Genomic DNA, 21,283 nt, shown 5'->3' on the forward strand with positions numbered 1-21,283 from the left:
GGGCCCAGAGACCCTTCTCCGAGGCGGACACACGGCCTTACGTTGCCGGTCACGCCACCGATGGAGAGGAACGCCATGAGCGACCTGCTGCTGAAGACCGCCGTCGCGGCAAAGGTCCGGGTGAGCGGCTGGACGAACACGACGGCGAAGGCCGTACGCCGCCGCGCCCACGGCGACAAGGGGCAGACCGCGGTCGAGTACCTCGGCATCATCGCGGTGGTGGTGGCGATCGTCGTCCTGATCGCGAACACGAACCTGGGACAGACGATCGTCGACAAGCTCAGGGCCCAGATCCTCAAGGTGGCTCCCTGACACGACTTCGCCTTCGCGCGCATGGCGACTCAGGGCAGGTCTTCCCCATCTACATCACGGTGGTGGCGGGCCTGCTCTTCCTCGCGTTCGCGTACTTCGCGGTCGGCCAGGCGGCGGTGAACCGCAGCGGCGCTCAGACGGCCGCCGACGCGGCGGCGCTGGCAGGGGCGCAGGAGACCAGGGACCAACTGGCGGGCCTGTGGGTCGAGGACGTTCTCGATCCAACGAAGTGGCAGGCCATCTTCGACGGTGTCGGAGCGGACGGCGACCCGTGCGGGCGCGCTTCTGAGCTCGCCGCGCAGAACTACGCCAGCCTGGACCGCTGCAAGTCGGACGGCCTCCGGTTCAAGGTCGCCGTCCAGACGAACAAGTCGGCGGGTGACTCCGTGATCCCTGCGACGAGCACCACGAAGGCACACGCCTGGGCCACCGCAGTGATCGATCCTCTGTGCACGTTCGAGTCGCCATCCGAGTCGCCATCCGAGCCATCCGAACCGCCGGCCGAGCCGTCTGGCCCACCGTCGGGCGAGGATCTCGAGGCCAACGTGCTACCGACACTCACCTGCAAGGGTGGGAGGAACTGGGAGCTGGACCCGGACGATCCCGCCGGTTTGCCCCGACCCGAGGATCTCTTCGACGTCCATCTGGTCAACGACTGACGCGGGAACGACAAGTGGTGAAGGAAGCGGAGTGATGAGCATGCGGTTCACGGCGAAAGCCCGCAGGGGGATGGTCGTGCTGGCCGTCGTGGCCGGGTTGGCTCTCGGCACGGCGGCCTGCGGCGGTGGGGGCGACGACGACAAGAAGCCACAGAGCTCGTCGTCCGCGTCCAAGACGGGTGGATCGCAGCCGGACACTCAGGAAGGGCAGTCCGAGGAGCCCTTGGCCGAGCTGAAGGGACCGAGCGGGCTGCTGCTCCGGATCGCCTCCGCCGTGCGCGACTCGGGCGGGTTCGTCACCGTCAACGGGTCCCTCAAGAACGACAGCGGGACGGAAGCAGTCGTCCCCTCGGCGCTGAGCGGCAACGAGACCGAGATCATGAACAATGGACTGTCCCTCGGCGGAGCCACCCTCGTCGACTCCAAGAGCAAGAAGCGCTACTACGTCCTCCGCGACACCGAAGGCCGCCCCCTGACGACCACGGGCTTCTCGACCCTCAAGGCGGGCGAATCCATCGACGTCTTCCTCCAGTTCCCCGCGCCCCCCGCCAGCTCGACCGACGTCACCTTCCAACTCCCGCTGTTCCCCAGCGGGGTCATCAAGATCTCCGGGTGAGGACGGCCATGACCCCACGTCTCACTCTGGCGGTGGCCACGGCCACCCTCGTGATCATCGGGATGGCCCCCGCCGCCCACGGCGACGACACCAAGCCCAGCGTCCCGCCCGGCACCGAACCCACCGCGTCCGCCCCCGTGGAGGTCGACGCCAACGACCCCGACCTCAAGCTCCCGGAGGGCGGCACCCTCGCCGCGCCCAAGGTGCTGGACATCAAGCAGGTCGTCGAGGACGAGGCGGGGGACGAGCGGCGGGAGGACACCAACGCGGACGTGACGTTCGCCCTCCAGGCCGAGGTCCTCTTCGGCAAGGACAGCTCGAAACTCGGCGCGGAGGCGCAGGCCAGGATCGCCACGATCGCCGCCGAGATCAAGAAGCAGAACACCACCCTGGTCCGCGTCTTCGGCTTCACCGACAACCTGGGCTCCTCAGCCCACGGCGACGTCCTGTCGAAGCAGCGGGCGGACGCCGTCCAGGCGCAACTCGCCGGCCAGCTCAACAACCCGAACATCACCTTCGAGGTCCGCGGCTACGGCGAGCAGTACCCCATCTCCGACAACTCCACGGAAGAGGGCCGCAAGAAGAACCGCCGAGTGGAGGTCACGTTCCCCCGCACGACGAGCTGATCTCGCGCGGCACGGGCGGAAGGGTAGGCCGTACAGGACGCGAAAGGCGGGGCATGAGGCGTTGGCGGGACGGGTGGGGCCGGTTGACGGTGCATGGGGGCGGCGGGGCGAGTGTGACCGTTCCGTTGGAGTTCGCCACGTCCTACCGGGCCCGTACGAAGGGTCTGCTGGGTCGGGACGCCGTCGACGGCGCGTTGTTGCTGTCGCCCGCTTCCGGCATCCACACCTTCCGCATGCGCATCCCCATCGACGTCGCCTACCTGACCCGCGACCTCACCGTCCTCGCCGTCCGCACGATGCGCCCCGGCCGGCTGGGCCGACCGCGCCTGCGCGCACGGCATGTTCTGGAGGCGGAGGCGGGGGTCATGGCGGGGTGGGGGGTGAAGGCGGGGGCGCGGGTCTCGGTCGAGGCGGGTAGGGCCGACGGTGAAGCGCCGTGAGAGGAGACAGGGCACCCTCCTCCTGCTGCCCTCCCCTTGGACCGCGCCGGCAGAAAAACCGGCGGCGTCCGTGCCCCTCTTCTGTGATGATCGCCCTATGAGCGCCGACGACCGCGACCCGCGCCCCAGCTTCGAGGACCTCCTGGCCGAAGGGGCCGCCGTCCCCACCGAGGGATGGGACTTCTCGTGGTTCGCGGGGCGGGCCACCGAGGAGCGGCCGTCGTGGGGGTACGCGGTGTCGTTGGCCGAGCGGCTGGCCGGGGCGACGGCCGCGCTCGACATCCAGACCGGGGGAGGGGAGGTCCTGGACTTCGCTCTCGGCCGGGCCGCTCCCGAGGCGCCCGTCCTCACCGTCGCGACCGAGGGCTGGCCGGCGAACGTCGCCAAGGCCACCGCACTGCTCCGCCCGCGCGGCATCGCGGTCGTCGCCTGCCCGGAGGACGCCCCGCTGCCCTTCGCGGACGCCACCTTCGACCTGGTGGGCGGCAGGCATCCGGTCCGGCCCCTCTGGGGTGAGATCGCCCGCGTCCTGGAACCCGGCGGGACCTACTTCGCCCAGCACGTCGGCCCTCGCAGCGTCTTCGAGCTCGTCGAGTACTTCCTGGGGCCGCAGCCCGACGAGGTGAGCAGCACCCGGCATCCCGAGCGGGAGCGCGCCGGGGCCGAGGCGGCGGGGCTGGAGATCGTCGACCTGCGGGCGGAACGGCTGCGGATCGAGTTTCACGACATCGCCGCCGTCGTGCACTTCCTGCGCAAGGTGGTGTGGATGGTCCCGGGCTTCACGGTGGAGGCGTACCGGCCCCGACTCCGCGCCCTGCACGAGCGGATCGAGGCCGAGGGCCCGTTCGTCGCGCACAGCACCCGCCACCTCATAGAGGCCCGCAAACCGACCGACTGACCCGCCCCACCGCCCGTCCGGGTTCGCCCGTCCGCAGCCACTTCCCCGAACAGGGCGGTCGCCCAACTCCCCTTCGTCGTCGACCACTTGGCGAAGTGCGCGGGCGTCGCCGGGCCGTAGGCCGCCGGGTGGCGGCGGACGAGTGTGCGCAGGCCCAGGTCCGGGGGGAGCGGGGCGGCGCGGGTGTATGTCACCTTGCGGCCCCGGTTCGGGCCGAAGCCCAGGGCGCCCGCCTGGCCCGCCCGGTGAAGTACCTGCCGTGGGCGCCGAGCATGGCCGCGACGACCCCCGCGACGACGTTTGCGGGCGGCCGTGGACGGCCTGCCGGCGAATTGGCCAGGAACTGTCGTTCGAGCCGTCGTGCGGAGGCCTCTCGCCAACTGATCCCCAAGGTCATGGCGTCGACGTCAGGGGGCAAAGAGGTCAGATCCTGTTCTCTGTGTCGCCGTGCACCCCCCGAGCGCCCCCGGGCCGGCTCCACCCCCTCCAGAGACCCGCTCCACCCTCTCCGTCCACCCCGCCATCCACCCCGCTATCCACCCCGCTATCCACCCCTCCATCCGCGCGACCCGCCGCCTCCGCGGAGTTTCCACATCGTTATTGCGAACAGTTCACATTCGGCGTTGACCTGACGTAAGTTCGAGGCCAGGCAATTCGCGTGAGCAAAGCTGCGTGGACGTCAGCGCGCAGTGGAGGGGGCTGCGCGGTGACGCCCGCGTCAAGACGCGTTCGCGGTCGGGTTAGCCCATCGGGGGGACCCTCGGACAACTGGCCGGCCCTCGCCCAAGCCGCTCCAAAACCTCTGCTTCCTCCGGCAAACGCCCCCACGCCCTGGGAATCCGCTGCGTTTTGGCCATGAACCACTCATGAACCATGCCTTGAATGGCCACCGGCGCGTTGCCGGGCGACTCCGGAGAGTAGTTGTGGCGCGCCGATGCACACAGCATCACTTACGAAGGGTTATGGTGGAAACCCCCCCTCGGGCCGGTCCGTCTCCCCCCCACGGACCGGCCCGTTTTTTGTGCCCCCACGCGCCTCCCGTCCGCCCTCCCCCCGCACCACCTCCGTGCCCACCCGGCTCAACGACCCAAGCCCCGCAGGGGTAGGCTGCGCCCCGCGGGGACCGCACCGTACGGAGGGGCTGACATTCACGTGAACCTGCGCGACAAGCTGCGCGGCCTTCTGGTCAGGCTGTACGCACGCCGGGTGGAAGGTCACCTGGACCACGCTCAGGTGCCCAAGCACATCGGCGTCATCATGGACGGCAACCGACGCTGGGCAAAGGCCGCGGGTTCCACCACCGAACACGGCCACCGCGCCGGCGCCGACAAGATCGAGGAGTTCCTCGGCTGGTGCAGCGAGACGGACGTCGAGGTCGTCACCCTGTGGCTGCTGTCGACGGACAACCTCGACCGCCCGCAGGAGGAACTCGTTCCGCTCCTCGGCATCATCGAGGACGTCGTGCGCACCCTCGCCGCCGACGGCCGCTGGCGCGTCCACCACGTCGGCACCCCCGACATCCTCCCCTCCCATGTGCAGACCGCGCTGAAGGAGGCCGAGGAGTCCACCGCCCACGTCGACGGAATACTGGTCAACGTCGCCATCGGCTACGGCGGCCGCCAGGAGATCGCCGACGCCGTGCGCTCGATGATCGTGGACGCCGCCGACAAGGGCACCTCGATGGAGGACCTCGCCGACTCCGTCAGCGTCGACCTGATCGGCCGCCACCTCTACACCGGCGCACAGCCCGACCCCGATCTGGTGATCCGCACCAGCGGCGAGCAGCGGCTGTCCGGATTCATGCTGTGGCAGACGGCCCATGCGGAGTACTACTTCTGCGAGGTCTTCTGGCCCGCCTTCCGCAAGGTCGACTTCCTGCGCGCCCTGCGCGACTACGCGGCCCGACACCGGCGTTACGGCGGCTGACACAGCAGGCCCGCCGGCGCCTCCTGCGGGCTACCGGCGGGTCGCCAGGGGCGGAAGTAACGAAGGACGTAACGAGGAGTTCACCGGCGCGCCGTCATATGCCGTGGCATGGCGGCGCGTGTTCGAGGGCATAAGCCAAGCAGGTCGACGCCCGAACCACGGGTGTCGGATCTCAGCGGACGGCACGGGGCCGTCCGCCCGGGAGGCCCTTTGCACCAGCCCGACCGTGCGGTCACGGCACGGAAGAAGCAGCGGGGGGCCGGTTCTCGGCCCGTGCAGGGCGGCCGAGAACCGGTCCAGCTCCACTCCGTCGCTCCCCGACCTCATCCGAGGGGGTACGTCCTTCCGTGGTGACCAGCACAAAGCGCCGTATGCCAGACCGGCGCACCTATGTTCTCGACACCAGCGTCCTGCTGGCCGACCCGAACGCCATGACCCGCTTCGAGGAGCACGAGGTCGTGCTCCCCATCGTGGTGGTCACGGAACTGGAGGCCAAGCGGCACCATCCGGAACTCGGCTACTTCGCCCGGCAGGCGCTGCGTCTGCTGGACGACTACCGGGTGAAGTTCGGTCGCCTCGACGCCCCCATCCCGATCGGGGAACTCGGCGGCACCGTCCGTGTCGAGCTCAACCACTCGGACCCCAGTGTGCTGCCGACCGGCTACCGCCTGGGGGACAACGACTCCCGCATCCTCGCGGTCGCCCGCAATCTGCAGGCCGAGGGGTTCGACGTCACCGTCGTGTCGAAGGACCTTCCGCTCAGGATCAAGGCGTCCTCGGTCGGTCTCCTCGCCGAGGAGTACCGCGCCGAGCTCGCCATCACGGGCTCCTCCGGCTGGACCGGAATGTCCGAACTGAGCCTGTCCGCTGAGCAGGTGGACATCCTCTTCGAGGTCGGCCACACCTACGTGCCCGAGGTCGCCGACCTTCCCGTGCACACCGGTCTGACCATCCAGTCCGAGCGCGGCAAGGCGCTCGGCCGGGTCACCGCCGACGGCAATGTGCGCCTCGTGCGCGGCGACCGGGAGGCGTTCGGCATCAAGGGCCGCAGCGCCGAGCAGCGCATCGCGCTCGATCTGCTGCTCGACCCGGACGTCGGGATCCTGTCGATGGGCGGCCGGGCCGGCACCGGCAAGTCCGCGCTCGCGCTCTGCGCGGGTCTGGAGGCGGTCCTGGAGCGCCGCCAGCACCAGAAGGTGATGGTCTTCCGGCCGCTGTACGCGGTGGGCGGGCAGGAGCTGGGCTATCTGCCCGGTTCCGAGGCCGACAAGATGGGCCCCTGGGCGCAGGCGGTCTTCGACACGCTGTCCGCGGTCACCAGCCGCGAGGTCATCGAGGAGATCACCGCCCGCGGGATGCTGGAGGTGCTGCCCCTGACTCACATCCGGGGCCGTTCCCTCCACGACGCCTTCGTGATCGTCGACGAGGCGCAGTCGCTCGAACGGAATGTACTTCTCACCGTTCTGTCCCGTATCGGTGCGAATTCCCGGGTCGTTCTGACCCACGATGTGGCGCAAAGGGACAATCTGCGGGTCGGGCGATATGACGGTGTGGTCGCCGTCGTCGAGAAACTGAAGGGGCACCCGCTCTTCGCGCACGTGACGCTGAACCGGTCCGAGAGGTCCCAGATCGCGGCACTTGTGACCGAAATGCTGGAGGACGGGCAGATCTGACCCTGATCGGACAACTTCATAAACGCTGAGGTGAGTTGGTGCCGTCCGGCAAAGGCAGTGAGCCTAGTCGGGCGGCGCCTTCGCGTGTGGGCCTTTCGTGAAATCCCCCGGAGTGAAAGAGGTGTGAGCTTTCACACGCAACTCGGAATTGCCTTGCGCGTTTGGTTACGGCAGAGTCTCAGTCCTGTCAGGCCCCGCATACGACACACCTGTACCCCCAGCGGTGCAGAACAACTTGAGCTTCACCTCTCAACTCCATACCGACGTCGTATGCCGCCCGAGCATCATGGCGCTCCCCCAGCGGGAGTTGCCCACCGGGCCCGTGTCTCCAGTGACCCCGCAGTTCGGAGACCAGCGTCAGGGGCACGATTGCGTCCGCCAGGGTCACCGAAGCGGGCGATGCTGGAAGGAAAACCGTGTGAGCCGGATCTCGGTCCGGGGATTCGCAGTGGCCTCGGCCACGGCGGTCACCGCTGTCGGAAGCGTCGTCGGCGTTGCCTCGGGCAGTGTCGCGCAGCCCAACGACGCAGAGGCGACGGCAAGCGACGCGACGCTCCTCGCTGACCTGCCCGTGGGCCAGCAGGCCCAGGTGCAGACGGCGTCCCTCGCGCAGCAGGCCAGCTACCAGGCCATCGCCGCGGACGAGGGCGCGAAGAAGGACGCCGAGGAAGCGGCCCGCAAGGCCGCCGCCGAGACGGCCGTCGCGAAGAAGGAGGCCGCCGAGAAGGCGGCCAAGGAGCGCGCCGAAGCCAAGACCAAGGCCAGCCGCAGCGCGGGCGACTTCCCGATCCTGAGCTCCTACTCCGTCGGGCAGATCCAGGCGATGGCGGCGCAGATGGTGCCCAGCGGCCAGTTCCAGTGCTTCAGCAACATCGTGGACCACGAGTCCAGCTGGAACTACCACGCGGTCAACGCCTCCTCCGGCGCCTACGGTCTCTTCCAGGCGCTGCCCGCCGGCAAGTACGCGTCCGCCGGCTCCGACTGGCAGACCAACCCGGCCACCCAGATCAAGTGGGGCCTGAACTACATGGACAGCCGGTACGGCAGCCCCTGTGAGGCGTGGTCGTTCTGGCAGGCCAACCACTGGTACTAGCAGGCCTCGTGCGGCCCCGGCCGTTCATCCCCCCTCACCCTGACCACCTGATGACTCAGCAGAAGGAATACGTGTGAGCCGGATATCGGCCCGGGGCTTCGCTGTGGCCTCTGCCACCGCCGTGACCACTGTCGGCGCCGTCATGGGCGTCGCCCAGGGCAGCGTCGCGCAGACCAACGACGACGCCGAGGCGACGGCGGGCGACTCGACCCTCCTCGCGGACTTACCGGTAGGGCAGCAGGCCCAGGTACAGACCGCGTCCCTGACCCAGCAGGCCTCCGCGCAGGCCATCGCAGCCGACACCACCGCCAGGAAGTCGGCGGAGGAGACGGCCCGCAAGCAGGCGGCCAAGGACGCGGTGGCCAAGCAGAAGGCCGCCAAGGACGCCGCGGACAAGGCGAAGGCCGACCAGGAGGCCAAGGAACGCGCCGAGGCGCAGACCAAGTCCGCCTCCAGTTCGACCGTGGACCCCGGCAGCTTCACCCAGCAGTCGTCGTACACCGTCGCCGAGGTCCAGGCCATCGCCCGGCAGATCGTGCCCGCCGACCAGTTCCAGTGCTTCAGCAACATCGTGAACCACGAGTCCACCTGGAACTATCAGGCCGTCAACCCCTCCTCCGGCGCCTACGGCCTCGTCCAGGCCTACCCCGGCTCGAAGATGTCGTCGGCCGGCGCCGACTGGCGGACCAACCCGGCCACCCAGATCAAGTGGGGCCTGAACTACATGAACGAGCGCTACGACAGCCCCTGCGGCGCCTGGGACTACTGGCAGGCCAACCACTCCTACTGAGCCGGCGCCACATCTCCCGCTCAACCCTGCGCAGCCCCTCCCCGTCATAGGGGGAGGGGCTTTCGCCCTGTACGGTCGGTACGGCCGGGACCGACGACTCCAGGGGGAGTGGTGGGGAGAGACGGGGGAAGAGGACCGATCATGTCGCGAGTGCCAGGGTGGCTCGGCCGGCTGGGCGCCGGTCTGACGCAAATGGGGGAGCGGCTCGACGAACGGCGCGCGGAGTTCGAGCGGGAGAGCGAGGGCCCCGAGCCGGAACCGCCGCCGCTCCCCGCCGAGACCGCGACGACCGCCACAGCCACCACGGCCACCGCGGTCGGCACGGCCGCTCCGGTGCCTGCCGAGGCCGAGGAACTCCCGCCGCGCAGTACGCGTCCCGACCCCGTGCAGGCCGTGCCGTGGGGAGTGCGGGTCGCCGCCGAGGCCGGCTGGCGGCTGCTGGTACTCGCCGGGACCGTCTGGATCCTGATCAAGGTGATCAGCGCCGTCCAACTCGTCGTCATGGCCTTCGTGGTGGCCCTGCTGCTCACCGCGCTCCTGGAACCCACCGTCGCCCGGCTGAAGCGGGCCGGCGTGCCGGGGGGGCCCGCCACCGCGCTGACGGCGATCCTCGGGTTCGTCGTCATCGGCCTGATGGGCTGGTTCGTGACCTGGCAGGTCATGGCGAACATCGACAACCTCTCCGACCAGGTCCAGGGCGGCATCGACGACCTGCGCCGCTGGCTGCTCAACAGCCCCTTCCACGTCACCGACAAACAGATCAACGGCATCGCCAAGAACCTGCGCGAGGCGATCGGCGACAACACCGACGCGATCACCTCGGTGGGCCTGGAGGGCGTCACCGTCGTGGTCGAGGCGCTCACCGGCATCCTCCTGGCGTTCTTCTCGACGCTCTTCCTGCTCTACGACGGCAAGCGGATCTGGGAGTGGACGCTCAAGCTGGTCCCGGCGGCGGCCCGGCCGGGCGTGGCAGGAGCGGGTCCACGGGCCTGGGCGACGCTCACGGCGTATGTGCGCGGCACGGTGATAGTCGCGCTGATCGACGCGATCTTCATCGGCCTCGGCATCTACTTCCTCGACGTGCCGATGGCCGTCCCGCTCGCCGTGTTCATCTTCCTGTTCTCGTTCATCCCGCTGGTCGGCGCGGTCGCCTCCGGCGCGCTGGCCGTCGTGGTCGCACTCGTCACGCAGGGCGTGTTCACCGCGGTGATGGTCCTGGCGGTGGTGCTGGCCGTGCAACAGATCGAGGGCCACATCCTTCAGCCGTTCATCCTCGGCCGCGCGGTCCGCGTCCACCCGCTGGCGGTGGTCCTGTCGGTCGCGGCGGGCGGCATGGTGGCCGGCATCGGCGGCGCGATCGTGGCCGTACCCCTGGTGGCCGTGACGAACACCGTGGTCGGCTATCTGCACGCCTACTCCCGGGAGCAGGCCCTGCGGCAGTCGCCGCGGCCACGGGGGGCCACGGCGGCCGGTGTCGCACCGGTGGCCGCCCCGGCCGCGGCACCGGCTTCCGCGCCGGAGGACCGGAAGCCGCAGCCCTCGGCCGACGACGCCTCGGTCACGACGCGCGAGTGAACCTCATGTCGAGCAGTCGGCGAGCACCGCTTCCGCGTCCAGCGTCACCGCGAGCGCCTGGACCACCGAGGCGATCTTGAAGGCCTCCTGGACGACCTCACGCCCGACCCCCGCCCTGCGCAGCTTCTGCTCGTGCGAGTCGAGGCACAGACCGCAGCCGTTGACGGCGGAAACGGCGAGCGACCACAGCTCGAAGTCGACCTTCTCGACGCCGGGGTCGCCGATGACGTTCATCCGCAGACCGGGGCGCAGGTTGGCGTACTCGTGGTCGGAGAGCAGGTGGCGGGTGCGGTAGAAGACGTTGTTCGTCGCCATGACGGCCGCCGCCGATCTGGCCGCCGTGTACGCCTGCGGCGAGAGGTTCGCCTTCGCCTCCGGGGCCAACTCGCGCAGCACGAGGGGGGAGCGCGCGGCGATCGCGGTGACCAGCACGGTGCCCCACAACTGCTGTGCGGACAGCTTGGAGTCGCCGATGACCGAGCCCAGGTTGAGCCTCAGGTCCCTGGCGTAGTCCGGAATCGCGGACGTCAGCGCATCCAGCGTCATAGCAGTTCACTCCCGGCCGGCAGCTTGATCGGTTCCAGGGTGGCCTCGCCCTCGGTCCCGGTGCAAGGGCACAGCTCGTCGGAAGGGGCCGGGTCTGCGTACGAAGGGCCCCTCCCCGGTGTGGGGAGGGGCCCTTGCCGTGGTTGCCGTGGCCGGTGTGGTTGCCGTGGCGGGTGTGGACGGGGGAGCGATTACTCGGTGCGCAGGCCGTCCGGGCGCATCAGCCGCATCAGCGGCGGCAGGCTGAGCAGCGTCACCAGCAGGACGACCCCCGCGCCGCAGCCGGTCATCGCCAGCACGCTCGCCCAGTCCACGCCCACCGGGGTGGACGTCATCTTCAGCAGTACGGCGCCCAGTGTGAGCCCCACCGCCAGGGCCAGCAGCAGACCCAGCGCGATAGGGATCGCCGTCTGCCACAGCACCGACAGGCCCAGCGTGCGCCGCCGGGTGCCGAAGGCGACCAGCGACGACAGCAGCTTCTTGCGCTCGCGCAGCTGCTCCAGCTGCGAGACCAGCAGGCTCGCCCCGATCAGCAGCAGCACACAGGCGGAGCCGACGAGCAGACCGGTGCGGATGGAGGTGAACCTCTTGTCCTGCCGGGTGGACGCCCAGGCCATCGGCTCGGCCAGCGGATCCACCTGCGCCGCCGTGTTACGGGCGTACTCGTAGGCGTCGGGCACGGACTCGTCGATCGAGAGGTACAGCTCACCTCTGACCGTGTTCTCGGCCGCCTTGGGCAGCGCGCTCGGCGTCATCAGGAAGCCGCCTCGCTCCCAGTCGACCAGGCCCTTGGACGACTTGGCCCTGACGATGTCCGCGGGCACGGTCCAGGCGACCTCCGGGCCGTGCTCGCGGGAGGAATGGTCCAGGTACAGCTTCGTGCCGGGCTTGTTCAGCTGCGGTCCCTCGGGGGCGTTCTCGCCGCCGTCCAGCACGAACACGTCGCCGTCCTTGCACGAGGGCAGCTTCGCCACCTCGCCCAGGGCCGAGCAGTCGCCCACGGTCAGGTCGGCGATCGTGTTCGGTCCGTCCTCGGTCCGCCAGGAGGCGTCGCCCACATAGCCCTCCCACAGGGCGGTGACCTTGCGGACGCCCTTGGTGTCGGTGAACTTCTGGGCGGTCGCGGCCAGCGGGAGGCCGTCCGGCACCCGCACCTGCATCTGCGCCCGGGTGAGGTCCTGGCCGGTGGGCTTGGTGTAGTCGCCGTCGACGCCCGCGAAGAGCATCTGCAGCGCGATCGCCCCGGCCACCGCCACCGCGATGCCGTTGACCATGCGGGCCGCCGTACCGCTGCTCAACTGCAGTCGCCGTACGGCCAGTTGCCAGGCGACACTGCCCGAGCCGAGCCGGGCGACGACCGTCTCCACGAGCCAGGGCAGCAGCGCGGTGATCCCGATGAGGAGCAGCAGGACGCCGCCGGTCACCAGATACTGGTTGAAGTTCCCGTTCTCGCGGCCCTGTCCGATCATCGGGAAGAGCATCGCGAGGCCGGCCACCGGCATCAGCAGCCGCCACCACAGCCGGCGCCGTGCGGGCTTCGCCGTGCGTACCACGCCGAGCGGCTCGATCACCACACCGCGCAGCGCGAACAGGGTGACCAGGATGGCGGCCGTCGGCACCGCCAGGACGACCAGCGCGGCCAGCGCGGGGGAGGGGTTGAGGTAGCTGGGCCACACGCTGATGTCCATCACCTCGACCGTGCCCGCCGCCTGGCGGCCGATCAGGAAGAAGACCGCGCCGAGGACCAGGCCGAGCAACGAGCCGGCCATCGCCTCGCCCGCCGCGATACGCCGGGTCATCCGGCCGTCGGAACCGATCAGCCGGAGGGCCGCGAGCCTGCGGTCGCGGCGCTCGCCGCCGAACCGCACGGCCGCGGCGATGAACACGGCCACCGGCATCAGCAGCACCACGATGATGACGAGGACCAGCAGGACGAGCACCGGGTCGGTCCGCTCGTGCGTCGGGTTCGGGTTCCCGAACTCCTTCAGCCGGGTCACCCCGGTATCGAGGTGCGAGGCGAGCCCGGAGCCGCCGGCGTAGTAGGCGAGTTCCTGGGAGCCGATGAGTCCGGATTCCCCGATGGTCCCGACGATCCGGTACGGCAGGCGCTCCCGCAGCAGCTCCGAATCGTCGGCGGCGAGCAGCTTCTTCAATGCGGGCGAGACGACCATGTCGCCCTTCGCCGGGAACTCGCTCACGCCGGGCGGCAGCGGGGCCCTCGGGCCTTCCGGCTCCACGAGCCGGCCGCGCACGTTCTTGTCGCGGAAGTCGGTGTCGGACCCGACGATCAGCAGGGTGTCGTCGCCCTTGGCGGGCTCCGAGTCGCCGAACGCCCAGTCCAGCCGGGCCTCTTCACGGTCGTGACGCACCGAGAGCACGTTCGGCACGGCCGTCGTCAGCAGCAGGACCGCCACGCCGAGGCCGACGCCCACCGCCGTCAGAATGGCCCTGACCCAGCCCTCCCGTCCGCCGGCGAAGGCGAACCGGACCCCCATGCCCAGGTCCCGATTCCACTGACGCAGGCTCATACGACCCGCTCCATGTCCCGCGACTTCCCGTCCCGTACGACGATCTCGCGGTCGGAGTAGGCGGCCACCCGGGCCTCGTGCGTGACGAGGACGACGGCCGCGTTGGCGGTGCGGGCGGCCTCGGTGAGCAGCTCCATCACGCGCTCGCCGTTGAGCGAGTCCAGCGCGCCGGTCGGCTCGTCCGCGAAGATCACGCGCGGGCTGGTGACGAGCGAGCGCGCCACGGCCACCCGCTGTCCCTGCCCGCCGGACACCTCGCCGGGCCGCTTCTTGCCGAGGTCGTCGACCTCGAGGCGCTCCATCCAGCTCAGGGCGGTGCGCTCGGCCTGCTTGCGCGGGGCGCCGTTCAGCCGCAGCGGCAGCGCCACGTTCTCCACGCAGGTCAGTTCCGGCACGAGCTGCCCGAACTGGAACACGAACCCGAACTCCGAGCGCCGCAGCTGACTGCGCTGGGCGTCGCTCATCGTCGCGAGGTCACGGCCGTCGTACAGGATCGAACCGGAGTCGGGCGTCACGATGCCGGCGAGGCAGTGCAGCAGCGTCGACTTGCCGGACCCGGACGGGCCCATCACGGCGACGACCTCGCCGGGATGGATGGAGAACTCGGCGCCGTCCAGTGCCATGGTCGGGCCGTACGCCTTGCGCAGGTTCTCGGCGATGAGCAGGGATCCCCCGGGAGCGTTCACGCAGTCACCGCCGCCTTCAGCTTGTCGAGGCGCGCGGCGGCCAGCTCCAGCCAGCGCAGGTCGGCCTCGAGGTGGAACAGGGCATGGTCGCAGATCAGCTGGTCGGCGAGGTCGCCCTTGCGCTTGCGGTCGGTGAGGATGCGCATGCTGCGCAGATGCTCGGACCGCTGCGTGTCGAGGATCTCGGCCGCGTCGCGGTGCGTGAGCAGCGCGAGGACGACTTTGGTGTAGAGCGTCGACTGCAGATACGGCTCGGGCTTCTCGGGCGTGCCGAGCCAGCGCTCCACGTCGGTGACGCCGGCGTCGGTGATCGCGTACCGCTTGCGCTCGGGGCCGCCGCCGGCCTCGATGCCGTCGACCTCGACGAGACCGTTCTTCAGCAGACGGGACATCGTCGAGTAGACCTGGCCGTAGTGCAGGGGCCGGTCGTGACCGAACTTCTCGTCGAAGGCCCGCTTGAGGTCGTAGCCGTGGCGGGGCCCGGACTCCAGGAGTCCCAGGAGGGTGTGACCGATGGACATGAGGAGGACTGTACATGCGGTGTATACCCGGTGTGTATACGCGGAGTGTGCAGCTCACAGCGGTGGGTGCGATTGCGCAGGTGGGGGTCGATTGTCACCGTTCTGCAACAGGCGGCGGCGAGGCCGTTCAGGTCGACGGGGGTCGCGGGGGCGAGCCTCCCGGGGGGCGCCCGCGGCGGGGCAGCGGTCCCGTCTCTCCCGGCAGCCGCCCCGCCTCCTTCAACGCCTTCCGCAGCAGGAACTCGATCTGCGCGTTCGCCGACCGCAACTCGTCCGAGGCCCAGCGGGCCAGCGCGTCGTGGACGAGCGGGTCCAGCCGCAGCAGCACCTGCTTGCGCTGCGGCCGGCCTTGAGGGGCCGAACCCCCGGCGGGAACCGTCACTGGTAGAGGGTTCCGGTGTTCAGGACCGGCTGGGGCGCTCGGTCCCCGCACAGCACCACCATCAGGTTGGACACCATCGCCGCCTTCCGCTCCTCGTCAAGTTCCACGATGCCCTGCTCGGCGATCCGGCTGAGCGCCGCCTCGACCATCCCCACCGCCCCGTCCACGATCTCCCGCCGCGCCGCGACCACCGCGCCCGCCTGCTGCCGCTGGAGCATCGCCGAGGCGATCTCGGGAGCGTACGCGAGGTGGGTGAAGCGGGACTCGATGATCCGCACTCCGGCCGCCTCCACGCGCGCGTGCAGCTCTATGGCGAGCTTCTCGGTGATTTCCTCGGCGTTGCCGCGCAGCGAGAGCCCGTCCTCGTCGTGCGAGTCGTAGGGGTACTCGATGGCGATGTGCCGGACGGCCGCCTCGGTCTGGGTGGCGACGAACTCCAGGAAGTCGTCCACCTCGAAGCTGGCCTGCGCGGTGTCCTGCACGTTCCACACCACGACCGCGGCGAGCTCGATCGGGTTGCCGTAGGCGTCGTTGACCTTCAGGACGGCCGTCTCGTGATTGCGCACCCGGGTGGAGATCTTCTCGCGGGAGGTGAAGGGGTTCACCCAGCGCAGCCCGTCCTCGCGGATCGTGCCCCGGTAGCGGCCGAAGAGCTGCACCACGCGGGCCTCGCCCGGCGCCACCGTGTTCAGCCCGCACATCGCGAGGAACGCGGCGAGGGCGACCAGGATGCCGCCGGTGATCAGCACGGCCTTGACGCCGGTCGCGGTCACGGCGGTGGCCGTGGCGATCATCCCGCCGCCGGCCAGCAGCCCGACCAGCCCGAGCAGCAGCGCGAGCCCGCCGCCCACGCTGTGCGCGGGGAACTCGTGCACGCGCGGGGCCGGCATCTCGGGGGCGTCGACGTCGGGCGCGGAGGTGGAGGTGGATGTGGAGGTGGGCATGGCGGGTCCCCGTTCTCTTTCGTCTTCTCTTCGGTCGTGCGGTCGGCCAGGCGGCCGAATCTGTTAGCGGCTGCCTAGCTAAGTGATATCACTTTAGCGCGTCACGGCAACCCTGCACCCCTCTCGTACGTCGAATCGGTGGGGACCTTCTGCCGGTTCCACCGGTCGGGGTGCTGATTCTCACGCCCCCCGAACACCGGATCGGCTGCCCCTCGTCATAGACAGCGGTGTTAGTTTTCTGAGCTGACCTGCCCCTGCCCACGGGCACTGGTGTGACTGTCGAGTAGGAAGCGGAGCGAGCGGACTCATGGGACGAGCGGAAGAGAGACGAGCGCGACAGCGCGGTGGCCGCCGCGCGGCGCCCAGGAACCGCTCGACGGAGACGGAGTCCGTCGCGCCCCCCACCACCGGGACCGCCACCGGGACCGCGGCGAGGACCGCGACCCGGAGCGCCTCCGAGGCCGCCCCCGAGACCGCCCCCGCGGTCGGCGGGCGCGCGGCGGCCCGCAGGGCCGCAGGGGCGAAGAAGGGCGGCAGGGGCGCGAAGGGCAAGGACGGCAAGAAGAAGAGCTTCATACGCCGGCTCTTCACCTGGAAGAAGATCCTCGGCACGTTCCTCGGCCTGACCGTCGCCGTCATCGGCGCCTTCGTCTGGCTGTACGTGAGCACGCCGATCCCCAAGGGCAACCCCGACGCCGACCTGCAGAGCAACGTCTACAAGTACGGCAACGGCGCGATCCTCGCCCGCGACGGTGACGTCAACCGGGAGAACGTCGAACTCGCCACGATCCCCGAGCCGGTCCAGCACACCTTCGTCGCCGCCGAGAACAAGACCTTCTACACCGACGCCGGCGTCGACCTCAGGGGCACCGCCCGCGGTGTCCTCAACACGCTGATGGGCAAGGGCGCGCAGGGCGGCTCGACGATCACCCAGCAGTACGTCAAGAACTACTACCTGACCCAGGAACAGACCGTCACGCGCAAGTTGAAGGAACTGGTCATCTCCCTGAAGCTGGACCGGGAGAAGGACAAGGACTACATCCTGGCCGGCTACATCAACACCAGCTACTACGGTCGCGGCGCCTACGGCATCCAGGCCGCCGCCCAGGCCTACTATCGCGTCGACGCCGACAAGCTCTCCGTCGAGCAGGGCGCCTACCTCGCCGCGCTGCTCCAGGCACCCAGCCAGTACGACTGGGCCTCCGCCTCCGACACCGGCAAGCGGCTGGTCCAGGCCCGCTGGAACTACGTCCTCGACAACATGGTCGGGCAGGACTGGCTCGACAAGTCCAAGCGCGAGGCCATGAGGTTCCCGATCCCGAAGGACCCGAAGGCCGACCCGAGTCAGGAGGGCCAGGTCGGCTACCTGGTCTACGCGGCCAACGTGGAACTGGCCAAGCAGTTGGTTGCCACGGGCATCGCCAATGACTACGAGTCGGCCGCGGCGCTGGTCAAACGCGGCGGCTGGAACATCGAGCTCAACATCGTCCCGAGCAAGCAGAAGGCGCTGGAGAAGGCGGTCAAGGAACAGCTGACCAGCAAGCTGGACAAGAAGAAACGCCCGGTCGACGGCGACGTCCAGGCCGGCGCGGTGTCGGTGAACCCGAAGACCGGCGCGGTCGAGGCGATGTACGGCGGTACGAGTTACACCGACCACTACATCAACAACGCCACCCGCACCGACTACCAGCCCGCCTCCACCTTCAAGCCGGTGATCCTCGCCGCGGCCTTCGACGAGAACGCCGTGACGCAGAAGGACGAGAAGATCACCGCCAACACGATCTACGACGGCACCAGCAAGCGCCCGGTCGTCGGCAGCGACATCGGCTTCGCCCCGGAGAACGAGGACGACCAGGACTACGGCCCCGTCACCGTCCAGACGGCGCTGAACAAGTCCATCAACTCCGTCTTCGCGCAGATGGGCGTCGACGTCGGCATGGACAAGGTGCTGAAGGTCGCCGACCAGCTCGGCATGGACACCAAGGACCTGAAGGCGGTGCCGGCCCAGACCCTCGGCACCATGGGCGCGAGCCCCCTGCAGATGGCCGCCGTCTACGCCACCCTCGACAACCACGGCAAGAAGGTCACCCCGGCGCTGATCAAGACGGCCGAGAACAGTGCCTATCCGTCCTTCAAGCACACCGACCCCATCGGCGCGCAGGTCATCAACCGCGAGGCCGCGGACTCCGTCACCTCGGTGCTCACCGGTGTGGTCGACGACGGTACGGCCAAGAAGTCCGTGCGGGACAACCCGCTGCGCAAGGGCCAGAAGGTCGCGGGCAAGACGGGTACCTCCGACAACAACAAGTCGGCCTGGTTCACCGGCTACACCCCCGACCTGGTCACCTCGGTCGGCCTGTTCGGCGAGTCCGCCAAGCCCCCGCACCCCCAGGTCACGCTGACCGGCGCGACGACGGGCGACACCACGGTCGACGGCCGTATCAACGGCGGTGGCTTCCCGGCGCAGATCTGGGCGGCGTACACCTTCGGCGTCTCCACCAAGGTCAGCAAGTTCGACCTGGAGACCGACCAGGGCGCGGCGGTCCAGACGGCGTCCCCGTCGCCGACCTCGTCCCCGTCCCCGAGTTCCTCGCCGTCGAACTCGCCGAAGCCCAGTTCGTCCCCGTCGAACTCGCCGAAGCCGAGTTCGTCCCCGTCGAACTCGCCGAAGCCCAGTTCGTCCCCGTCGAACTCGCCGTCGGGCGGCGCGTCGACGGCACCGTCCACGGGCGTCCCGTCGACCGGATCGCCGAATCCGGACAATCCGATCTTCGGCCAGTAGCGGCCTTCGGCCAGTAGCACGACAGCGCAGAGGGCGCCCGGAGATCTCCGGGCGCCCTCTGCTGTGCGTCTGATCGGCGGCTGTTCGCCTCTGTCAGCTCCGGTTCAGCTCGAACCAGACCACCTTGCCGGTGCTCAGCCGGGTGGCCCCCCAGCGCCGGGCGAGCCGGTTCACCAGATACAGGCCGCGCCCACCCTCGTCGGTCGCCCGGGCCTGCCGCAGCCGGGGCAGCTGGGGCACGTCGTCCCCCACCTCGCAGCGCAGGACGTCGGTCCGCAGCAACCGCAGCGTCACCGGTCGCGTGGCATACCGCACCGCGTTGGTGACGACCTCGCTGACCAGCAGCTCGACGGAGTCCGTCATGTCCTCCAGACCCCAGCGGGACAGCGCCCGCCGGGCCAGCCGGCGGGCCCGGCCGGGAGCCGCGTCCTCCGGTTCCAGGAACCAGTACGCCACGTCGCTCGGCGCGATCCCGTCGAACCGGGCGGCGAGCAGCGCGATGTCGTCGTCCCGGTCGCCCGGGCCGAGCATGTCGAGCACCTCGTCGCACAGGGCTTCGAGCGGCGGCGGATGGTCCGGCCCGGTCAGCTGGGCCGTCGCGGCGAGCTTCTCGCGCAGCTGCTCTATGCCGGTCGCCACGTCCCGCAGCCGGGACTCCACCAGCCCGTCGGTGTACAGCAGCAGCGTCGCCCCGGCCGGCGCGTCCAGTTCCACCGCCTCGAAGTCGACCCCGCCGACGCCGATCGGCGCGCCCGGCGGCACCCGCAGCACCTCGGCCCGGCCGCCCAGATGCAGCAGGACGGGCGGCGGATGGCCCGCGTTGGCGATGGTGATGCGATGCGATACCGGGTCGTAGACGGCGTACAGGCAGGTCGCCATGCGGTCGGTGCCCAGCCGCTGGGCCTGCTCGTCCAGGTGGTGCAGGACCTCCTGCGGGGGCAGATCGAGACCGGCCAGCGTCTGGGCCGTCGTGCGCAGCTGCCCCATGATTGCCGCCGACGTCATGGAGTGCCCCATCACGTCGCCCACCACCAGCGCCACCCGGCTGCCGGGCAACGGGATGGCGTCGTACCAGTCGCCGCCGACCCGTGCCGTCTCCGCCGCGGGCAGGTACCGGGACGCCAGCCGGACGCCCGTGGGACGCGGCAGGGTCTCGGGCAGCATCGTGCGCTGCAACTCGTCGGCGATGTACGCCTCACGGTCGTACAGCACCGCCTTGTCGATGCCGAGCGCACTGTGCGTGGCCAGCTGCGCGGCCACCAGCAGATCGTCGTTCTCGAACGGGAGGCGCTCCGGACGGCGCAGGAAGACCGCGGCGCCGATCACCCGGCGCCGGCCGCGCAACGGGGCCAGGATCGCCCGCTGGCCGCCCGGGACGACCAATGTGCTGTCCTCGCCCAGGAGTTCGGGCAGCGCGGCGCGCGCGGCCGGATTGTCCGCGAACACCGGACGCACCCCGCGCAGCACCTCCGCGAGCGCACCGCCGGGCCGCACCTCGCACATGTCCCCGACCGAGGCCGACAGCTCGGCGGTCAGCTCGCCCGGCTCCGGCGGCGGCAGCGCCAGCGCCGCGAAACCCGTCTCGGTGTCCCGCTCCTCGGGGATGCGGTCGGTGCGGCGCAGCCGCAGCATGATGCGGTCCGCGGCCGGCCGCTCGTCACCGACGGGCAGCGGGTCGCGCAGATAGACCAGGATCGCGTCGGAGAAGGTCGGCACGGTGGCCCGGCACAGCCCCATCACGATCTCGTCGAGGTCCAGTCCGCGGGCGATCCGCCGGGTCGCGGCGCCCACGAAGCGCAGCCGGTCCCCGTCCCGCCGCATCGGTGTGGGCCGGCCTGGCTGCGCCGTCGCCGCCGCCCCGCGCCGCTCCTGGCCGCCGGGACCCCGTTCCGCGTGCGGGTCCGTGGCCGACTGGGCCGGGATGGACTCGGGCACGGGGCGCGGCCGGTGAGTGTCCGGCTCGGCGGACGCCGAAGGCTGGGAGTGCTCGGTCTCCGCGGAGGAGCCGGCCTCCGTCCCGGCCGTTTCCTTGCCCGCTGCTCCCTGGCCGCTCTGGCCGCCCATGTTGCCCTTTCCACCCTTGCCGCACGGCGTCGTCGTACCCGAGGCGTCGGGTGGTAAGGCGGACGGGGCCGCAGTGGGCTCCGGGGTACGCAGGAGTGCCCCACGGGGGTCCGTGGGGTCGACGCCCTGGGGGCGTTCGTAGGAGAGGGGCTGCTCCGTCACGCGTGTCGAATCCGTCCGTCCGGGGCTGCACGCCGCGCGCGCAGTTGGTCCCGCAGGAAA

At 70.2% G+C, this 21,283-nt stretch carries 19 protein-coding genes and 1 pseudogene; 12 read left to right on the forward strand and 8 right to left on the reverse strand.

Annotated elements, in window-relative coordinates; all coding sequences use genetic code 11:
- Nucleotides 1-75: 75 nt before the first annotated feature.
- The 6 genes from ACIBTS_RS45970 to ACIBTS_RS45995 all read left to right on the forward strand — a co-directional run bounded on the left by ACIBTS_RS45970 (nucleotide 76) and on the right by ACIBTS_RS45995 (nucleotide 3,551).
- Nucleotides 76-312 carry a Flp family type IVb pilin gene (locus tag ACIBTS_RS45970; RefSeq protein ID WP_399327432.1) on the forward strand — a complete coding sequence of 79 codons (237 nt, stop codon included), beginning with the start codon at nucleotides 76-78 and terminating at the stop codon, nucleotides 310-312.
- A 62-nt stretch (nucleotides 313-374) separates the two neighbouring features.
- Nucleotides 375-971 carry a pilus assembly protein TadG-related protein gene (locus tag ACIBTS_RS45975; protein ID WP_399327435.1) on the forward strand — a complete coding sequence of 199 codons (597 nt, stop codon included), beginning with the start codon at nucleotides 375-377 and terminating at the stop codon, nucleotides 969-971.
- A 34-nt stretch (nucleotides 972-1,005) separates the two neighbouring features.
- Nucleotides 1,006-1,587, forward strand: coding sequence for a hypothetical protein (locus ACIBTS_RS45980; protein WP_399327437.1), 582 nt, complete (start codon nucleotides 1,006-1,008; stop codon nucleotides 1,585-1,587).
- A gap of 8 nt (nucleotides 1,588-1,595) precedes the next feature.
- Entirely contained in the window at nucleotides 1,596-2,213 is a 618-nt protein-coding gene (locus tag ACIBTS_RS45985) for an OmpA family protein (protein ID WP_399327439.1), read from the forward strand.
- A 53-nt stretch (nucleotides 2,214-2,266) separates the two neighbouring features.
- Nucleotides 2,267-2,653: a DUF192 domain-containing protein gene (locus tag ACIBTS_RS45990; RefSeq protein WP_399327441.1), complete on the forward strand. Its 387-nt coding sequence runs from the start codon at nucleotides 2,267-2,269 to the stop codon at nucleotides 2,651-2,653.
- A 97-nt stretch (nucleotides 2,654-2,750) separates the two neighbouring features.
- A complete protein-coding gene (locus ACIBTS_RS45995; protein ID WP_399327443.1) occupies nucleotides 2,751-3,551 on the forward strand; it encodes a methyltransferase domain-containing protein in 801 nt (266 codons plus the stop codon).
- Between the two features lie 35 nt (nucleotides 3,552-3,586).
- On the opposite strand, the pseudogene ACIBTS_RS46000 reads toward ACIBTS_RS45995, so the two are convergent.
- Nucleotides 3,587-3,931 (reverse strand): annotated as a pseudogene (locus tag ACIBTS_RS46000) (DNA glycosylase AlkZ-like family protein); the annotation flags it as partial.
- Between the two features lie 772 nt (nucleotides 3,932-4,703).
- Between ACIBTS_RS46000 and ACIBTS_RS46005 the strand changes: the two are divergent.
- The 5 genes from ACIBTS_RS46005 (at nucleotide 4,704) to ACIBTS_RS46025 (ending at nucleotide 10,608) form a co-directional block, all read left to right on the forward strand.
- Nucleotides 4,704-5,477, forward strand: coding sequence for an isoprenyl transferase (locus tag ACIBTS_RS46005; protein WP_319671558.1), 774 nt, complete (start codon nucleotides 4,704-4,706; stop codon nucleotides 5,475-5,477).
- Between the two features lie 347 nt (nucleotides 5,478-5,824).
- The gene (locus ACIBTS_RS46010) at nucleotides 5,825-7,150 is read left to right on the forward strand and encodes a PhoH family protein (RefSeq protein WP_319671559.1); all 1,326 of its coding nucleotides are present in this window, start codon (nucleotides 5,825-5,827) and stop codon (nucleotides 7,148-7,150) included.
- 418 nt (nucleotides 7,151-7,568) lie between these two features.
- Nucleotides 7,569-8,243 (forward strand): transglycosylase SLT domain-containing protein, encoded by a 675-nt coding sequence (locus tag ACIBTS_RS46015; RefSeq protein WP_079660021.1) that lies wholly within the window; start codon nucleotides 7,569-7,571, stop codon nucleotides 8,241-8,243.
- A 73-nt stretch (nucleotides 8,244-8,316) separates the two neighbouring features.
- Entirely contained in the window at nucleotides 8,317-9,033 is a 717-nt protein-coding gene (locus ACIBTS_RS46020) for a transglycosylase SLT domain-containing protein (RefSeq protein WP_399327446.1), read from the forward strand.
- Nucleotides 9,034-9,174: 141 nt separating this feature from the next.
- Nucleotides 9,175-10,608, forward strand: coding sequence for an AI-2E family transporter (locus ACIBTS_RS46025; RefSeq protein WP_399327448.1), 1,434 nt, complete (start codon nucleotides 9,175-9,177; stop codon nucleotides 10,606-10,608).
- Between the two features lie 3 nt (nucleotides 10,609-10,611).
- On the opposite strand, the gene ACIBTS_RS46030 is transcribed toward ACIBTS_RS46025, so the two are convergent.
- From ACIBTS_RS46030 to ACIBTS_RS46055, 6 genes are all read right to left on the reverse strand, one after another.
- Nucleotides 10,612-11,154: an alkyl hydroperoxide reductase gene (locus ACIBTS_RS46030; protein ID WP_399327450.1), complete on the reverse strand. Its 543-nt coding sequence runs from the start codon at nucleotides 11,152-11,154 to the stop codon at nucleotides 10,612-10,614.
- A 191-nt stretch (nucleotides 11,155-11,345) separates the two neighbouring features.
- Nucleotides 11,346-13,682 carry an FtsX-like permease family protein gene (locus tag ACIBTS_RS46035; protein ID WP_399327452.1) on the reverse strand — a complete coding sequence of 779 codons (2,337 nt, stop codon included), beginning with the start codon at nucleotides 13,680-13,682 and terminating at the stop codon, nucleotides 11,346-11,348.
- Complete coding sequence (locus tag ACIBTS_RS46040; protein ID WP_319333410.1) at nucleotides 13,679-14,368, reverse strand: ABC transporter ATP-binding protein; 690 nt, start codon at nucleotides 14,366-14,368, stop codon at nucleotides 13,679-13,681. Before ACIBTS_RS46040 ends, ACIBTS_RS46035 begins: the two co-directional genes overlap by 4 nt.
- The gene (locus tag ACIBTS_RS46045; RefSeq protein WP_079660011.1) at nucleotides 14,365-14,889 is read right to left on the reverse strand and encodes a PadR family transcriptional regulator; all 525 of its coding nucleotides are present in this window, start codon (nucleotides 14,887-14,889) and stop codon (nucleotides 14,365-14,367) included. The genes ACIBTS_RS46040 and ACIBTS_RS46045 overlap by 4 nt, the downstream gene beginning before the upstream one ends.
- 127 nt (nucleotides 14,890-15,016) lie before the next feature.
- Nucleotides 15,017-15,271 carry a hypothetical protein gene (locus ACIBTS_RS46050; protein ID WP_399327454.1) on the reverse strand — a complete coding sequence of 85 codons (255 nt, stop codon included), beginning with the start codon at nucleotides 15,269-15,271 and terminating at the stop codon, nucleotides 15,017-15,019.
- Nucleotides 15,268-16,215 carry an SPFH domain-containing protein gene (locus tag ACIBTS_RS46055; RefSeq protein ID WP_319671566.1) on the reverse strand — a complete coding sequence of 316 codons (948 nt, stop codon included), beginning with the start codon at nucleotides 16,213-16,215 and terminating at the stop codon, nucleotides 15,268-15,270. Before ACIBTS_RS46055 ends, ACIBTS_RS46050 begins: the two co-directional genes overlap by 4 nt.
- A 307-nt stretch (nucleotides 16,216-16,522) precedes the next feature.
- On the opposite strand from ACIBTS_RS46055, the gene ACIBTS_RS46060 reads away from it, so the two are divergent.
- Nucleotides 16,523-18,997, forward strand: coding sequence for a transglycosylase domain-containing protein (locus ACIBTS_RS46060; protein WP_399327456.1), 2,475 nt, complete (start codon nucleotides 16,523-16,525; stop codon nucleotides 18,995-18,997).
- A gap of 93 nt (nucleotides 18,998-19,090) precedes the next feature.
- On the opposite strand, the gene ACIBTS_RS46065 is transcribed toward ACIBTS_RS46060, so the two are convergent.
- On the reverse strand, nucleotides 19,091-21,223 hold the full coding sequence (locus tag ACIBTS_RS46065) for a SpoIIE family protein phosphatase (RefSeq protein WP_399327458.1): 2,133 nt from the start codon (nucleotides 21,221-21,223) through the stop codon (nucleotides 19,091-19,093).
- Between the last annotated feature and the right edge of the window lie 60 nt (nucleotides 21,224-21,283).

Source organism: Streptomyces sp. NPDC050121, assembly GCF_044460385.1.
GTDB lineage: Bacteria > Actinomycetota > Actinomycetes > Streptomycetales > Streptomycetaceae > Streptomyces > Streptomyces soliscabiei.

Excerpts from the sequence above, each read along its gene's own strand:
- ACIBTS_RS45970 (WP_399327432.1), top strand. The coding sequence starts at position 76 with ATGAGCGACCTGCTGCTGAAGACCGCCGTCGCGGCAAAGGTCCGGGTG.
- ACIBTS_RS45980 (WP_399327437.1), top strand. The coding sequence starts at position 1,006 with ATGAGCATGCGGTTCACGGCGAAAGCCCGCAGGGGGATGGTCGTGCTG.
- ACIBTS_RS45985 (WP_399327439.1), top strand. The coding sequence starts at position 1,596 with ATGACCCCACGTCTCACTCTGGCGGTGGCCACGGCCACCCTCGTGATC.
- ACIBTS_RS45990 (WP_399327441.1), top strand. The coding sequence starts at position 2,267 with ATGAGGCGTTGGCGGGACGGGTGGGGCCGGTTGACGGTGCATGGGGGC.
- ACIBTS_RS45995 (WP_399327443.1), top strand. The coding sequence starts at position 2,751 with ATGAGCGCCGACGACCGCGACCCGCGCCCCAGCTTCGAGGACCTCCTG.
- ACIBTS_RS46025 (WP_399327448.1), top strand. The coding sequence starts at position 9,175 with ATGTCGCGAGTGCCAGGGTGGCTCGGCCGGCTGGGCGCCGGTCTGACG.
- ACIBTS_RS46030 (WP_399327450.1), bottom strand. The coding sequence starts at position 11,154 with ATGACGCTGGATGCGCTGACGTCCGCGATTCCGGACTACGCCAGGGAC.
- ACIBTS_RS46035 (WP_399327452.1), bottom strand. The coding sequence starts at position 13,682 with ATGAGCCTGCGTCAGTGGAATCGGGACCTGGGCATGGGGGTCCGGTTC.
- ACIBTS_RS46045 (WP_079660011.1), bottom strand. The coding sequence starts at position 14,889 with ATGTCCATCGGTCACACCCTCCTGGGACTCCTGGAGTCCGGGCCCCGC.
- ACIBTS_RS46055 (WP_319671566.1), bottom strand. The coding sequence starts at position 16,215 with ATGCCCACCTCCACATCCACCTCCACCTCCGCGCCCGACGTCGACGCC.
- ACIBTS_RS46060 (WP_399327456.1), top strand. The coding sequence starts at position 16,523 with ATGGGACGAGCGGAAGAGAGACGAGCGCGACAGCGCGGTGGCCGCCGC.